Genomic DNA, 15,714 nt, shown 5'->3' on the forward strand with positions numbered 1-15,714 from the left:
TGGCGCCGTGGAAGCCGGAGATCAGACCACGGTCGAGGCAGCAGGTCGCCGCGACAGTGCGCGGCCGCAGGATTTCACGAGAGATCAGAGGCCGCGCTATCAGTGGGATGCCTTGCCATCCTTTGACAGCAGCTCTCTTGCCATCGCCAATGCTTGCTCACGAGAAGCGGCAAGAAATAGAGGGTAGCCCCAGAACTTGGCAAAAACCACCGCAAACGCCTTGAAAGCAAGACGTTTGGCCGCGTTGGGTTCGATCAGGATCATTCCCAGCACCAGCTTTCGCAATTGAACCTTGTGCTTTTTCGCCCAAAGCGCGGTGCGTTTGTTTTCTTCCGGCGAGTGCTCATGGTCTTCGTCTTTGACGTTATCGGTCAACAGCACGAAGGGCTCCCCGCGCTGCAAATTGGCCTCGAATTCGTCGAAGTCCTTTTGGGGATCATGTCCTGGTTCTTGCGTAAAATTCATCCAGACCAAAGGGAAGTTGGAACTATTGATAGACATGATTGTTGCCTTTGCTTTTGATGCGACGCCAGGTGGCCGCAATGGAGAACACGCCGGGTAACGTGATGAAGAATACTGCCGAGAAGGCGATGTGCCAGCCGTCGCGCAAGCCGTCGAAGATGCCCCCGAGGGTATTGAGCACAACCAGCAAACTGCCGAGTACCAGGGCAACCCATACGGCGGTTCGGGTTCCGATCAATGCGAGAAGCACCGTGACGATCCAGCAACCGTAGAACGCGGACGATATCCACAGTAAGCCGGGCTCAAACGTAATTGTCGGTGTCGCGCCCTTCGCCCTTACAAAGTCGTTGACGTAAGAGAACACCTGCAAGGCTACAAACAGCACGGCGCCGGCGGCTGTCGTCAACCAGAACAAGGCCACCTTGTTTGCGTTGTGCATGGTCAGGTTTTGGGTGGGGCTTATGGGGGACTGAGTGGGCATAGGAACTTTCTCGATAATCGATGGATGTATGGGCAAATCAATGCCTGTAGTTCAGCGTCACCATCACGTTGCGTGGTGCGCCATAATTGACGGTGTCGAAATCGCCCTTCTGTAACGCGTACTTCTTGTCGAACACGTTGTTAAGGTTGATTGACAGACTGGTCTTTTGCGTGATGGCGTATTGCCCCATCAGTGATCCCAGCGCATAAGAACCTTGTTCCCCGCCCAGCGAACTGATGCCAGTGTTGGGCGCCTGGTAAAAGCGGCTTTGCCATTTGACGCCGCCACTGAGCGACAACTTGCTCCAGCCGCCGGGCAACCGCCAGGTGGTGAAAAGCTGGGCCGTGGTACGCGGTATCTGCGAATTGAGGCGGGCGCCGTCGCCATCTTGCGCGGTGAAGTGGGCGATGCCGGCGTAGATGTTCCAGTCACGCGCCAGCTGGCCCTGCAAGTCCAGTTCGATGCCGCGCGACTTCGTCCCATCCGCGCCTTCATAGGCTTGGGCGCCGGCTGGCGTATAGGCTCCGGCGACCGTCTGTGCCGCGTTGTCCAACGCGGTCTCGAACAGGGCTACCGACGCATTCAGGCGCCCGTCCAGGTAAGCGGCTTTAAGGCCGATTTCTCCGGTTTTTCCGGTTGACGGCGTGAGCACGTTGCCCTTGCTGTCCCGATAGTCGGTTTGCGGATTGAATATGCCCGTGTAGCTGGTGTAGGCCGAATAGGTCTTGTCGATGTCGTAGACCACACCGGCATACGGTGTGAATTTTCCGTTCTTTTTGTAGTTCAACGACGTGCCACCGGCGGCGTCGTCGATTTCGTAATTGCTGAAGCGGCCGCCGACGATGAGTTTCAGAGGTTCGGCCAGCGAAAGCCGGGCAGCGCTATAAATACCGCTCTGCTTGATTCGGGTACGGGTCGGTATCGACCCCATGGCATCGAAGTCAGGGCGGGGATAGGTCGGGCTCAGCTCATAGACATTGACCGGGGTAAAGCCCAGAGAGAACGGAGCGGCATCCTGGTTGGCCATGCGGCGCGAACTCGTCGCCCCCACCACCAGGTCATGCTGGCGGCCCAGCATTTCGAAAGGGCCGCTCGCCATCACGTCGACGGTGTTCTGACGGCTGCGACCTTCGAACGCCAGTGCCACCGGATAAGCCCCGTTGGGAAAAGTGCCCAATCCCGTGGCGCGATCGGGGCGGCCGATCAGGCCTAGCAGTTCGGCATCGTATTCCGTGCGGTACTGGTTCGCGACTCCCCGCAGGTTCCAGCCATTGCCGAAGCGGTGCTCGATCCCGGCAAACGCCGTCTTGAGGGTGTTGTTCCAATGGCTCCAGTCCTGCGCGTAGTTCTTGGAGCGTGCATACTCCGCCTGCGTGCCATCACTGAACCATAGAGGCAAACCTCCCCAGGTGGAGCCCTTCGGCGTGATGTCCTGGTAGTCATCGCCCAGGCTAAACGTCGTGTCCGGGGTCAGATCGACCTCGATGATGCCGTAGAAGCCCTTCCTCTGCGGTCTGTAGCCATCGATATAGGAGTGGCCGTCCTGGTACGTCGCCACCATGCGCGCGCGGATGCGGCCGTCCTCGGTCAGCGGCGTCGAGATGTCGCCCATGCCACGGTAGGTGTCCCAACTCCCGGCGCCAAGCGCGGCCGCTGCCGAGAACTCACGGCTCGGCCGTTTGCGCACCAGGTTGATGGCGGCCGACGGATTGCCGGTGCCGGTCAGTAAACCTGAGCCGCCGCGCACGACCTCGACACGATCATAGAACGCGGTATCGAGAGAACCGATGCCGCTACCGTTGACGATGTCGCCGACCACGGTGGGGATGCCGTCGTACTGAACGTTGTTGATCATGAAACCACGCGAATAGAAACTCGTCCGGTCGCTGTCGGATTGGTACGACGAGACGCCCGTGGTGTTGTCCAGCACGCCCTGCACCGAATTCAATTGCTGGTCGTCCATGCGCTGGCGGGTGATCACCGTCACCGACTGCGGTGTCTCCCGCAGCGAAAGCGGCAGGTGCGTCGCCGCCGCCGTCTGGCCCGTGGTGTAGGAATTGGTACCTTCGGTGGTCGCCGGCTCCATACGGCCCGTTACCGTGATGGCCGGCAAGGCTATCTCCTCTTGGGACGTTCCCTCTGCCTTGGTTTGTATCTGGCCCGACCCGGCGGCCGATGCGCCTTGAGCGCTCATGAGAACCGCCGCGCCAACTGCAGCGCCCAGCACGGCGCGGGGCGCGCTCCAGATGGCGCCCTTGGACGACCCGTCCAGATGAGGATAGACGGCGGCATTTGCGCGCAAATAGATTGACCAACGGAACTTTTCAGTATGTGTGAGGATAGGCATGAACAAGACTCATTTGCATTTAGATGCTGTATTAGACAATGGAGTCAGGGGCAGGTAATAGTGAAACCAGGCCAGAATGTTATTCGATTAGGCCAATCGCGGTAATTCCCGGCACATTGGCCGTATTGCGTAATATTTTGACCTGATGCCACAATGCGGCAGGTTGCCAACGTGGCCAGGCTGCGCTCAGCCCAACGTGCCTAGCCGGACAGCGGGCGGTTGACGGCTGTGGGCGGCCCCGGGTCAAGACCGCTTGGCCCAGTCAGATTGAGATGCCCTCGGGGAGCATGATGCCAGACACGGGAGCGAGCTCCGCGCCACTGATGCGATCCGAAAGGTATCGTGCCGGAGGCTTGCCCACCGCCTTGCGGAACATGGTGACGAATCCGCTGGCGTTTTCATATCCCAGCTCCAACGCCACCGTTTGCACGCTGTCACCCCTGGTCAAGCGTTGCAGCGCAAGAATCACGTGCAGCTGTCGACGCCAGCGCCCGAAGCTCATTCCAATTTCGTGCAACAGAAGACGGCTCATACTTCGCTCGCTCATGCCAATGCGAGTAGCCCAGTCGGCCTTCGAAGTTTTGTCGCTGGGGTCGGCCAGCATCATTTCTGCGAGGTGGCGCAATCGGGGATCGCGCGGCATGGGCAAATGCAAGTCTTCCACCGGTGCCGCCGCCAATTCATCAAGCAATGCGGCAACCAGGCGTTCTTCCCGCCCTCCCAGCGCGTATAACTCAGGGATGCCGGCCACCTTCAGCAGCAACTCGCGCAGCAATGGCGATACCGAAATAGTGCAACAGGTTTGCGGAAGGTCGGAAGCGGCGTCAGGCTCGACGAACAGACAATAGAATTTCGTTTCACCAGCCCCCCGTGCCGAGTGCGGCAAGTCTCCCGGTATCCAGATCGCGCACTGCGGTGGCACGATCCAGACGCCGTCTTCGATTTCGCAGTTGAGGATGCCGCGCGCGGAGTAGATCAGCTGCGCCTTGCGGTGCTGATGCCTTGCATTTTCCCAATTTTTTGTTACCGATGTGCCACTCAAAGCCACAACAGGGCGCGAGACGGTGTCGATGTCCCTGGGCTCAGTTAGACCGGTGATGGCAATGCTCGACATGATGTGTGGGGGCTCGGATGAGGACAAGGCATTGGCCTGATTGAAAAATATTATGACCAGCTTGCTCAATGATGTCCAGCATTGCATGCCCGGCACACGCTTGGTGGATGTGGCCGACCGCGAAATCGATGCGCCGCAGGGGCTGTTTGCGGCAAGCGTCGATGGCCGAGGACATTCTGGTGTGTGATCTCCGCAGTGTGCCGGATCACTTTGCGCTGCAGCTGTCGGTGCGGTAGAAATAGAAATTGCCCAAGGCGATCAGCGGCGTGGTCGGCGCGACCTTGTAGGTCAGCTCGCGGCGCTGCGTGTTGTAGGCGGTCAGCGCGCCGATCTTGCTGCGCAGTTGCACCTTCGTCAGATCGGCCGGGAACGGTTCGGTGCCGCCCAGCGTCAGCGTCATCACTCCGGTCTGCGCTTCCTGCCGCCACTTGCCCGGCTGGTAAAACTGCAGGCCGCCCTTGAACGCGAGCGTGCCATCTTCGTGCATCAGCATGCAGATCGCCGGATACTCGGCCGCCGGGCTTTCCCAGGTCTGCACCACCTTCGGCGTCGGCGTGAGCAGGGTGCAGCCGCCCAGCGAGGCCAGGATCAATGCGATATATAGAGATGCTTTCATGTGCCTCATTTTAGTAGGAGCGTCCAAGCCAGGCCGGCCAGTCCGCAGGCTACCACGACCTGGATCACGCCGCGTTTGTAACGGAACAGCGCCACGCCGGCCGCCAGCCCGATCAGCGCGGACGGCCACTCGAAGGCGCCGCTCCAGCCGTTGGGCCACAAGGTGTGCCAGGCGAAGAACAGCGCCAGATTGACGATGACGCCGACCACGGCGGCGGTGATGCCCGTCAGCGGCGCGGTGAATTTGAGGTTGCCGTGCGTCGATTCGATGAACGGCCCGCCCAGCAGGATGAACAGGAACGACGGCAGGAAGGTGAACCAGGTGACGACCGCCGCCGCCACCGCGCCCGACAGCAACAGCGCGTCGCCGCCGAAGATGGCCGTGTTCCAGCCGCCGGCGAAGCCCACATACGACACCACCATGATCAGCGGCCCCGGCGTGGTCTCGCCCAGCGCCAGGCCGTCGATCATCTGCGCCGCGCTGAGCCATTGGTAGTGCTCGACCGCGCCCTGGAACACGTAGGGCAGCACCGCGTAAGCGCCGCCAAAGGTCAGCAGCGCGGCCTTGGTGAAGAACCAGGCCATGCGCGTGAGCACGGCGTCGGTGCCGAACAGGGCGATCAAGGCGCCCATGCCGCCCAGCCACAGGCCCAGGTGGACCAGCAGTACCATGCGGAAGCGCCGCCAGTTGAATTGCGCGTGCGCCGGCGTCGGCGTGTGGTCGTCGATCAGCGCCGGGCGGAGGGACGCGGCGGCCTTGCCGTGGCCGCCCGCGGCGTGGAAGCGCTGCGGCGCGTAGCGCCCGCCCAGGTAGCCGGCCAGGCCGGCGGCCAGCACGATCAGCGGGAACGGGATCTCCAGCAGGAAGATCGCCAGGAAGGCGGCCGTGGCGATCGCCCACAGCCAGCCGTTTTTCAGGGTGCGCGAGCCGACCCGCCACGCGGCGTGCAACACCAGCGCGGTGACGGCCGGCTTGATGCCGTAGAACAGTCCGGACACGGCCGGCGTGTGGCCGTACGCCATGTACATCCACGACAGGCCGATCAGGATGAACAGCGACGGCAGCACGAACAGCACGCCGGCGGCGATGCCGCCCCGGGTGCGGTGCATCAGCCAGCCGATGTAGATCGCCAGCTGCTGCGCCTCGGGGCCCGGCAGCACCATGCAATAGTTGAGCGCGTGCAGGAAGCGCCCCTCCGAGATCCAGCGGCGCCGCTCGACCAGCTCCTGGTGCATGATGGCGATCTGCCCGGCCGGTCCGCCGAAGCTGATGAAGCCGAGCTTGAGCCAATACAGAAAAGCGGCGCCGAAGCCGACCGCTGCGGGCGCCGCCGTGGCGGGTTGGTTGTCGGGGTCTTTTGCGCTCATGCGCGCGAGTTTATCATGCCGCTATCACGCCGTTTCCGCGAAAACGTCGTCGGGCGGCAGCGGCTGCGACAGCATGACCGCCATCTCGGCCATGGCCTTGAACACGGCCGCCGTCAGCGCCGCCGTGTGCGCCCGGGTCGGGTAGGGGTGCTCGGTGCTGGTCGGCGGCAGCTCGCGCCGCAGGCGGCAGCGCAGGATCGTTAGCCCGCAGCGGCCGACCATCGCCGCCAGGTGCGGCAGGATTTCGCGCATGTGCTGCATGGCCGAGGTGTGGGCCGCGCCCACCTCCATGATGACGCCGTTGCCGGCCGCCGGTTCCATCTGGATGACGACCCGGCCCAGGCCGGGCAGCATCAGTTCGAGCCGCAGCGCCACGCGCGCGCGCTTGCGGCGCTGGCGTTCGGGTTCCTCGTCGTCGTTGACGACCACGCGCAGCACCAGCCGTTCCGCCCCCCAGGCGAACACGGCGAAGCGCCACGGTTCCATTTCGGTCACCAGCGGCAGGCCGGGACGGCCCTCGCGCAGCGCCGACGGCGTGTGGTCGGCCATGAACAGGCTCGACGGCACATGCTGGCCGGCGGCCTGTTCCAGCCAGGCGGCGCGCTGCTCGCCGTAGGTGCGCACCATGGTTTGCCACGAGCCGGCCATCATGGCCGTGTCGGGCGGCTGCCACACCATCTGGCGCGACAGGAAAACCTGGTTGGGCCGCATCGCCGACGGTTCGGCCGCGTTGGGCAGATCGGCCAGCGCGGCGGCCAGCGCGTCCAGGCCGGACTGCGGCAGCGGCTGGGCGTCGGGGCCGTCGAACGGCATGCCGACATGGGCCGGGCCGGCCGGCGCCATCGGCGTGACCGGGTAGGGGGCGTTGCTGTCGCGCGCGTCGATCGGTCCGCGCACGGACGGGCCCGGCTGTCCGGACTGCCGGTCTGGGATGCTCAAGGGGCGCGGGGTGGCGCCGACGCGGTCTACGGCCATCAGGCTCGCTCTTTAATGTAACTGGTTCGATTCGATGAAAAAAAAGCCAACCGAAAACTCCGGTTGGCTCCTTGTTTTCCCGTCCCGCGAGCGGAACGGAAAGGCTACGATTATTGCAGCAAGGACATAACCAGGGACGACGTGCTGTTCGACTGCTTCAGCATCGCGGTACCGGCTTGCAGCAGCATCTGGCTGGAAGTCATGTTCGACGATTCGGTCGCGAAGTCGGTATCCATGATACGGCCAGTTGCGGCTTTGGTGTTAGTGGAAACGTTGGCCAGGTTGTTATAAACGTGGTCCAGGCGGTTCGAAGCGGCACCCAGGGCCGAGCGCACGGTGGCGACGTCGTCGATTGCCGTTTTCAGCAGGTCGATGGTGGCGCCAGCGGTTGCGGTCAGTTCGGTGCCGGTAACAGCGGCTGCGTCGCCGGTGCTCTTGTAGCCGCTTGCTGCGGCCAGCATCGAAGCGTGCATCGTGGTCAGTTGAGCGTTGATGTCAACGTTCATTTTTTCGCTGGTCGACGAACCGATCTGGAAGTCGACGCCGGTGCCGGCGGCAGCCATGAAGGTACCGGTTTTGGAGGCGGCATCGGTGGTGTTCAGCAGTTTCTGGCCGCCGAAGGCGGTGTTGCCGACGATGTTGGTCAGTTCTTTGGTCAGCGCGTCGAATTCAGCTTGCATCGCGGTTTTGTCGGTGTCGTTCGACGAACCGTCGGCTGCTTGCGTGGCCAGATCTTTCATGCGGATCAGGATGTTGGTGGTCTCGTCCAGCGCGCCTTCGGCGGTTTGCATCATCGAGATCGAGTTCTGCGTGTTGCGCATCGCAACAGACATACCGCTCGTTTGGGCTTTCAGGCGAGTTGCGATCTGCAGGCCGGCAGCGTCATCCATTGCCGAGTTGATGCGGAAGCCGGTGCTCAGGCGGGTCTGCGAGGTCGACAGCGACGTCTGGGTGCGGGAGATCGAGTTCTGCGCGGAAAGGGCAGCGGAATTGGTGTGAAGGCTCAGCATGAAATACTCCTGGTAGGTGGATTCAGTTCGGAGCGTCGGTATTTTGCGCTCTCCCAAGTACAAGACGACCGTATCCGGGAGGACATTAAATGCTTTGTGGAAATTTATGAAAATTATTTCTGACGGGCTACGTTTGCCCACGGAAAGCGGCTTTCGCCAGGGAAATTCTACTCCGTCCCCGGTCCGGGGTCTAACATTTCTCCGGGCTGGGTTATGCTGGCGGCCTGGATTCCTCTATTAAATGGCACGACAGATGGTGATATCGATTCGACAATCTTCCCCTACCGCCGGCGCGGACGCGCTCCGCGCCCAGGCCGACGCCCTGTTCGCCCAAGGCGTGGCATTGCACGCCCAGGGCGATCTGGCCGCCGCGATGGGGATCTATGAGCAGGCGCTCAAGCTCGTCCCCAAACATTTCGGCGCGCTGCACCATGTCGGCGTCATCGCTTTCTCGATTGGCAACTTTGACATGGCGGCCGGCATGATGCGTTCGGCGCTGGCGGTCGATCCCGGCAGCGCGGCCGTCCACGGCGACCTGGGGAACGCGTTGAGGGAGCTGGGGCATCTGGACGATGCGCTGTTGAGTTACGACCGGGCGCTCGAGCTCAATGGCGCCGATGCCAACACCCATTTCAATCGCGGCGTCGCCCTGCAGGCGATGCTACGGCCCGCGGACGCGGTGTCCAGCTACGACCGGGCGCTGGCCGTCGACGCCGGCGACGATCAAGCCTGGGCCAACCGCGCGGTCGCGTTGCAGCAAACCGGCCAGTCGCCGGCGGCGCTGGACAGCGTGGAGCGGGCGCTGGCCGTCAACCCGCACAACGTCGAGGCGCACAAGCACCGCGGCGATATTCTGCGGGAAATGGGGCGGCTGGATGAGGCCGCGGACAGTTACCGGCACGCGCTGGAGTTGTTCCCGGACTATGCGGACGCGCACCACAAACTGGGTTGTCTGCTGCGGTCGCGCGGACTGGTTGATGACGCGTTGCCGTGTTTCGACGCGGCGATAAGCTTCGATCCACGCCTGACCGAGGCTTATCTTCAGCGCGCGGCCATCTTGCGCCAGTTGGACCGGCCCGGCGAGGCCTTGCGCGACGAGCAAACCGCCAGCGGGCTGCGGCGGCAGCGGTTCGACGCCTGCCGCCAGCTGGGCACGCAACTGCAGGAACTGGATCGTCCGCGTTCGGCGGCCCGCCAGTTCGCCGCCGCGCTGGCGCTGGACGACACCGACGCCGACCTCTGGCAACTGCATGCGCGCATGCTCAACGCCGACCGGCGGCGCGACGAGGCGCTCGAGAGCATAGCGCGCGCGCTCGCGCTCAAGCCCGACAGCGGGGACTATCATCTGACCCGTGGCGCCATCCTGCGCGCGGCGTTGCGCTACGATGAGGCGCTACAGTCTTACGAAACGGCGGTACGGCTGGCTCCGGGCCATCCGGGCGTCTACACCAATCTGGGCAGCCTGCTGGATCAATTGGGCGACGCCGAGCGGGCCATGGCGAACTACGCGCAGGCCATCAAGCTCGATCCCGACTGCGCGCTGGCGCACTGGAACCGGTCCTTGGTGTACTTGCGCCGGGGCGATTACCAGCGCGGTTGGCGCGAATACGAATGGCGCTGGAAGGCGGAGACGCTGGCGGTGTACAAGGGCAAACGCGGCTTTGCGCAGCCGGTGTGGACCGGCCGCGAAGCGCTCGAAGGCAAGACCATCCTGCTGCACGCCGAGCAGGGGCTGGGCGACGCGTTGCAGTTTTGCCGCTATGCGCCGCTGGTGGCCGAGCGCGGCGCCACCGTGATACTGGAAGTGAAGCGGCCGCTGGCCGGCTTGCTGGCCACGCTGGCGGGCGTCTCCCGGATCGTCGTCAAGGACGAACCGCTGCCGCCGTTCGACTACCACATCTCCCTGATGAGCCTGCCGCTGGCCTTCGACACGCGGCTGGACACGGTGCCGGGCGCGCTGCCGTATCTGGCCAGCGACGACATCAAGGTCGCGCAATGGGACGCGCTGCTGGGCGCGCGGACCAGGCCGCGCGTGGGCGTGGTCTGGCGCGGCGGCCCGGGGCACCCGAACGACCACCATCGCAGCGTGCCGTTGGCGCTGTTCTCCCGCTTGTTCTCCGATCAGTACGAGTTCATCAGCCTGCAAAAGGAAGTGCCGCCGGACGAGCAAGCGTTGCTGGACGCCTCGCCGGTGCGCCAGTTCGCCGACCGCCTGCACGATTTGACCGATACCGCCGCCTTGTGCGCGTTGATGGACGTGGTGGTCACGGTCGATACCAGCGTGGCCCATTTGGCCGGCGCGCTGGGCAAGCCGGTTTGGGTGTTGTTGCAGGCGCCGTTCGAGTGGCGCTGGCTGGAGCAGGGCGCCGATAGTCCGTGGTATCCGAGCGCCACCCTGTACCGCCAGGGCCAGCGCGGCGACTGGGCGCCGGTGATCGCGGCGGTGGCCGCCGACCTGGACGAGTTACGCCGCAGCTAAGCACGACCAAGCGCAACTAAGCGCAACCAACGCGTGGCCCGGGCCACGCCGCCGATCACATATTTGGATAGTTCGGCCCGCCGCCGCCTTCCGGCGTGACCCAGACGATGTTCTGGGTCGGGTCCTTGATATCGCAGGTTTTACAGTGCACGCAGTTCTGCGCGTTGATTTGCAGGCGGTCGGCGCCGGCGTCGGTCTTGACGAACTCGTACACTCCGGCAGGACAGTAGCGCGCCTCCGGCCCGGCGTACTGGGCCAGGTTGACGTCGACCGGCACGCTCGGATTCTTCAAGGTCAGGTGGATCGGCTGGTCCTCGGCGTGGTTGGTGTTGGAGATGAACACCGACGACAGGCGGTCGAACGTCAGCTTGCCGTCCGGCTTCGGATAGACGATGGGCGTGAACTGCGAGGCCGGCTTCAGGCACTCGTGGTCGGCGTGCGTGTGGTGCAGGGTCCACGGCGCCTTGCCACGGAAGACGATCTGGTCGATGCCGGTCATCAAGGAGCCGAGGTACAGGCCCTTGTTGAGCCACGGCTTGACGTTGCGCGCCACGTGCAGTTCCTCGTGCAGCCAGGATTTCTCGAACGCGGCGGGGAAGGCTGCCAGCTCGTCGTGCTGGCGGCCGGCGCCCAGCGCCTCGAACGCCGCCTCGGCCGCCAACATGCCGGTCTTGATGGCCGCGTGGCTGCCCTTGATGCGGCTCATGTTGAGGAAGCCGGCGTCGCAGCCGATCAGCGCGCCGCCCGGGAACACCAGTTTCGGCAGCGACTGCAGGCCGCCGGCGGTGATCGCGCGCGCGCCGTAGGAGATGCGCTTGGCGCCCTCGAAGAACGGCTTGATGGCCGGGTGGGTCTTGTAGCGCTGGAATTCCTCGTACGGCGACAGATAAGGGTTTTCGTAGTTCAGGCCGACCACATAGCCGACCACGACCTGGTTGTTCTCCAGGTGGTACAGGAACGAGCCGCCATAGGTCTTGGTGTCGAGCGGCCAGCCGGTGGTGTGGATCACCAGGCCGGGCTGGTGTTTGGCCGGGTCGATCTCCCACAGCTCCTTGATGCCGATGCCGTACGATTGCGGGTCCTTGCCCTTGTTCAGGTCGTACTTGGCCATCAGCTGCTTGCCCAGGTGGCCACGCGAGCCTTCGGCGAACAAGGTGTATTTGCCGTGCAGCTCCATGCCCAGCTGGAAGTCCGAGCCGGCCTCGCCGTCCCGCTTGACGCCCATGTTGCCGGTCGCGACGCCCTTGACGGAACCGTCGTCGTTGTACAGGATCTCGGCGGCGGGGAAGCCGGGGAAGACCTCGACGCCCAGCGCCTCGGCCTGCTGGCCCAGCCAGCGCACCACGTTGCCCAGCGAGATGACGTAGTTGCCGTGGTTTTCAAAGCAGGCCGGCAGCGCGAAATTCGGCGTCTTGAAGGATTTGGTTTCGGTCAGGAACAGCACGCGGTCCTCGGTGACGGCGGTGTTGAGCGGCGCGCCTTTTTCCTTCCAGTCCGGGATCAGCTCGGTGAGCGCCTTCGGGTCCATGACGGCGCCAGACAGGATGTGGGCGCCCAGTTCGCCGCCTTTTTCCAGCACGACGACCGAGACTTCCCGGCCTTGGTCGGCCGCCAGCTGTTTGATGCGGATGGCCGCCGACAAGCCGGCGGGGCCGCCGCCGACGATGACGACGTCGTACTCCATCGCGTCGCGCGGGCCGTACTGTTCTACGAGATTTTGAGGCTGTGTCATGGTCTTTTTATAGTGGTTATGGTGGTTTTAATGGGGCAGGGCTTCGTGATCGGGAAAATTTTAGCACGAGTGTGCTTCTTTTTCCGTCCGAATGCAACTTTGGCGCCATTTTGAGGGACATTATTAGACACCGCAATCTAATACTGGCGATTTGTGTAATGATTACGTTTCGACAGCCGGGGCCCCCACCAGGGGTTAGAGCCGGCTATCAGGAATTCGTCACCAATAAATCTAGGAGTAGCTCGTGGGCATAGAAGTCAACTTTGAGGGAAAAATCGCGCTGATCACCGGCGCCTCCAGCGGTCTGGGAGCCCGGTTCGCCAAAGTGCTGGCCCAGGCCGGCGCCCAGGTGGTGCTGGCCTCGCGCCGCACCGAGAGGCTCAAGGAGTTGCGCGCCGAGATCGAGGCCGACGGCGGCGCCGCGCACGTGGTCAGCCTGGACGTGACCGATTTTGCCAGCATCAAGTCGGCCATCGCCCACGCCGAGACGGAGGCGGGACCGATCGACATCCTGGTCAACAATTCCGGCGTATCGACGACGCAGCGGCTGGTCGACGTCACCCCCGAGGACTATGCCTTCGTGATGGACACCAATCTGCGCGGCGCCTTTTTTGTCGCGCAGCAGACCGCCAAGCGCATGATCGCGCGCGCCAAGGGCGACCCGAGCAAGAAGCACCGCATCATCAACATCGCCTCGGTGGCGGGCTTGCGCGTGCTGCCGCAGATCGGCGTCTATTGCATGAGCAAGGCCGGCGTGGTGCAGATGACCAAGGCGATGGCGGTCGAGTGGGGCAAGTACGGCATCAACACCAACGCCATTTGTCCCGGCTACATCTCGACCGAGATCAACGAGGAGTATTTCGCCAGCGAGCAGGGGCAAAAGCTGATCAGCATGCTGCCGCGCAAGCGTCCCGGCACGCCGGAGGATCTGGATGGTTTGCTGTTGCTGCTGGCCGGGGAAGATTCGAATTTCATCAACGGCGCCATTATTTCCGCGGACGATGGCATGACCGCGATGTAAGGCTTAAAGCTGGATGCCCACCAGCTTGTGCACTAGCTCGGATGAAGTGGAGGCCGAGAATTTACGCATCAACTTGGCGCGGTGCATTTCCACCGTGCGGGGGCTGAGGTCGATCTGGCGGGCGATGCTTTTGCTGGTCTTGCCCTCGACCAGCAGGGCGGCGATTTCCCGTTCGCGCGGGGTCAGCTCGGCGGTGACGGGGCGTTTTTCGCTGACGTCCTCGAACGTCCAGATGCCGGGACCGAGCGGCTCCTGGGCCTTCATCGAATGGCCGGTGACGTGGCACCAGAACAGTTCGCCATTGGCGCGGCGCATGATGCGCTCGTCCGAATAGCGGCCCTTGGCGTTCATGATCGGAATGATGCGGTCGCCGGTGCGCAGGAACTCGTCCATCGTCGGATACAGCGCCAGGAAGGACAGGCCTTCGAGCTGGAGGCGGGTATAGCCGAACATCGACGCCAGCGCGTCGTTGCAGCGCTGGATGACGCGATTTTCCGAGATGCACATGCCCACCGGCGCATGCAGGAAAATGGATTCGTAATCGATGACGGGGGCGGCGTTCATGGTGAAAGTGGCAGGTAGTTCTACGGTATTGTGCTTTTAGAGAGCGTATTCTATGCTGAGACGCCGCCTCGGTAGCGCAGTTAACAATGTTATCAACTGATTTAGCAACAGACGACTTCGATAAATAAGACCAGCACCACTTAAATACAAGAGTTAAGGGACAACATGAACAAAATCTATCCGGATGCCGCCTCAGCGTTGGCGGGCGTCGTTCAAAACGGTCAAACGATCGCCGTGGGTGGCTTCGGCTTGTGCGGCATACCCGAAGCGCTGATCGGCGCGTTGCGCGATTCCGGCGTGACCGGCCTGACCGCCATCTCCAACAACGCCGGCGTCGACGGCTTCGGGCTGGGCCAACTGCTCGAAACGCGCCAGATCAAGAAGATGATCGCATCCTACGTCGGTGAAAACAAGGAGTTCGCGCGCCAGTACCTGGCCGGCGAGCTGGAACTGGAATTCACGCCGCAGGGCACCCTGGCCGAGAAGCTGCGCGCCGGCGGCGCCGGCATTCCCGCCTTCTTCACCAAGACCGGCGTCGGCACCATCGTCGCCGACGGCAAGGAGATCCGCGAATTCGACGGCGAACAATACGTGATGGAACGCAGCCTGGTGGCCGACGTGGCGCTGGTCAAGGCCTGGAAGGCCGACAAGGCCGGCAACCTGGTGTTCCGCAAGACCGCGCGCAACTTCAATCCGAACGCGGCGATGGCCGGCAAAATCACCATCGTCGAGGTGGAGCACCTGGTCGAGATCGGCGAAATCGATCCGGACGCCGTGCACCTGCCGAGCATTTTCGTGCACCGCATCGTCGTCAACGCGAAGCCGGAAAAACGCATCGAGCAGCGCACCGTGCGCGCCAACTAAGAACAACGGAGATAATTATCATGGCATGGACTCGTGACGAAATGGCCGCGCGCGCGGCGAAGGAATTGCAGGACGGTTTTTACGTCAACCTGGGCATCGGCTTGCCCACCCTGGTGGCCAACTATGTGCCGCCCGGTATCGAAGTGTATTTGCAATCGGAGAACGGCCTGCTGGGCATCGGCCCGTTCCCGACCGAGGATGAGATCGACGCGGATTTGATCAACGCCGGCAAGCAGACCGTGACGGCGCTGCCGGGCGCGGCCTACTTCAGCTCGGCCGATTCGTTCGGCATGATCCGGGGCGGCAAGATCAACCTGGCCATCCTGGGCGCGATGCAGGTGTCGGAGCGCGGCGACCTGGCCAACTGGATGATTCCCGGCAAAATGGTCAAGGGCATGGGCGGCGCGATGGATCTGGTGGCCGGCGTCAAGCGGGTGGTGGTGCTGATGGAGCACGTCGCCACCGCCAAGGACGGCACGACGTCGCACAAGCTGCTGAAAAAATGCGATTTGCCGCTTACCGGCGTGGGCGTGGTCGATCTGATCGTGACCGACCTGGGCGTGATGGAAGTGACCGAGGGCGGCCTGAAGGTGACCGAGCTGGCGCCGGGTGTGAGCCGGGAACAGATCCAGGCCGCCACCGGTGTCGAGCTGGACATGTCGGCGCTTTAATAAACGGAGCT

At 63.2% G+C, this 15,714-nt stretch carries 14 protein-coding genes; 4 read left to right on the forward strand and 10 right to left on the reverse strand.

The features are described from left to right. Positions 1–99: 99 nt before the first annotated feature. From MRBLMU1_RS02445 to MRBLMU1_RS02480, 8 genes are all read right to left on the reverse strand, one after another. On the reverse strand, positions 100–501 hold the full coding sequence (locus MRBLMU1_RS02445) for a hypothetical protein (protein WP_363496519.1): 402 nt from the start codon (positions 499–501) through the stop codon (positions 100–102). Further along, positions 488–901, reverse strand: a complete 414-nt coding sequence (locus MRBLMU1_RS02450; RefSeq protein ID WP_363496522.1) for a hypothetical protein — start codon at positions 899–901, stop codon at positions 488–490. The genes MRBLMU1_RS02445 and MRBLMU1_RS02450 overlap by 14 nt, the downstream gene beginning before the upstream one ends. 79 nt (positions 902–980) lie before the next feature. Then, entirely contained in the window at positions 981–3,290 is a 2,310-nt protein-coding gene (locus MRBLMU1_RS02455) for a TonB-dependent siderophore receptor (RefSeq protein ID WP_363496525.1), read from the reverse strand. A 262-nt stretch (positions 3,291–3,552) separates the two neighbouring features. Continuing rightward, a complete protein-coding gene (locus tag MRBLMU1_RS02460) occupies positions 3,553–4,404 on the reverse strand; it encodes an AraC family transcriptional regulator (protein WP_363497179.1) in 852 nt (283 codons plus the stop codon). Between the two features lie 205 nt (positions 4,405–4,609). Continuing rightward, on the reverse strand, positions 4,610–5,020 hold the full coding sequence (locus MRBLMU1_RS02465; RefSeq protein WP_363496528.1) for a hypothetical protein: 411 nt from the start codon (positions 5,018–5,020) through the stop codon (positions 4,610–4,612). 5 nt (positions 5,021–5,025) lie between these two features. Next, the gene (gene chrA / locus MRBLMU1_RS02470; RefSeq protein WP_363496531.1) at positions 5,026–6,387 is read right to left on the reverse strand and encodes a chromate efflux transporter; all 1,362 of its coding nucleotides are present in this window, start codon (positions 6,385–6,387) and stop codon (positions 5,026–5,028) included. Between the two features lie 24 nt (positions 6,388–6,411). Continuing rightward, complete coding sequence (locus MRBLMU1_RS02475) at positions 6,412–7,362, reverse strand: hypothetical protein (protein ID WP_363496534.1); 951 nt, start codon at positions 7,360–7,362, stop codon at positions 6,412–6,414. 110 nt (positions 7,363–7,472) lie between these two features. After that, positions 7,473–8,372, reverse strand: a complete 900-nt coding sequence (locus tag MRBLMU1_RS02480) for a flagellin (protein ID WP_363496537.1) — start codon at positions 8,370–8,372, stop codon at positions 7,473–7,475. A 253-nt stretch (positions 8,373–8,625) separates the two neighbouring features. Here MRBLMU1_RS02480 and MRBLMU1_RS02485 point away from each other — a divergent pair, with 253 nt between their 5' ends. Next, a complete protein-coding gene (locus MRBLMU1_RS02485; protein WP_363496540.1) occupies positions 8,626–10,851 on the forward strand; it encodes a tetratricopeptide repeat protein in 2,226 nt (741 codons plus the stop codon). 55 nt (positions 10,852–10,906) lie between these two features. Here the strand turns inward: MRBLMU1_RS02485 and MRBLMU1_RS02490 are convergent, their stop codons facing one another. Then, positions 10,907–12,583, reverse strand: a complete 1,677-nt coding sequence (locus MRBLMU1_RS02490) for an electron transfer flavoprotein-ubiquinone oxidoreductase (RefSeq protein WP_363496543.1) — start codon at positions 12,581–12,583, stop codon at positions 10,907–10,909. Positions 12,584–12,827: 244 nt separating this feature from the next. Here MRBLMU1_RS02490 and MRBLMU1_RS02495 point away from each other — a divergent pair, with 244 nt between their 5' ends. After that, positions 12,828–13,604 carry an SDR family oxidoreductase gene (locus tag MRBLMU1_RS02495; protein ID WP_363496546.1) on the forward strand — a complete coding sequence of 259 codons (777 nt, stop codon included), beginning with the start codon at positions 12,828–12,830 and terminating at the stop codon, positions 13,602–13,604. A 3-nt stretch (positions 13,605–13,607) separates the two neighbouring features. Here the strand turns inward: MRBLMU1_RS02495 and MRBLMU1_RS02500 are convergent, their stop codons facing one another. Beyond that, on the reverse strand, positions 13,608–14,168 hold the full coding sequence (locus MRBLMU1_RS02500) for a LuxR C-terminal-related transcriptional regulator (RefSeq protein ID WP_363496549.1): 561 nt from the start codon (positions 14,166–14,168) through the stop codon (positions 13,608–13,610). A 165-nt stretch (positions 14,169–14,333) separates the two neighbouring features. Here MRBLMU1_RS02500 and MRBLMU1_RS02505 point away from each other — a divergent pair, with 165 nt between their 5' ends. Next, positions 14,334–15,032 (forward strand): CoA transferase subunit A, encoded by a 699-nt coding sequence (locus MRBLMU1_RS02505; RefSeq protein ID WP_363496553.1) that lies wholly within the window; start codon positions 14,334–14,336, stop codon positions 15,030–15,032. A 20-nt stretch (positions 15,033–15,052) separates the two neighbouring features. After that, positions 15,053–15,703 (forward strand): CoA transferase subunit B, encoded by a 651-nt coding sequence (locus MRBLMU1_RS02510; RefSeq protein WP_363496556.1) that lies wholly within the window; start codon positions 15,053–15,055, stop codon positions 15,701–15,703. Positions 15,704–15,714: the final 11 nt, after the last annotated feature.

The organism is Burkholderia sp. LMU1-1-1.1 (genome assembly GCF_040675865.1).
In the GTDB taxonomy this organism is placed as follows: domain Bacteria; phylum Pseudomonadota; class Gammaproteobacteria; order Burkholderiales; family Burkholderiaceae_D; genus Rugamonas.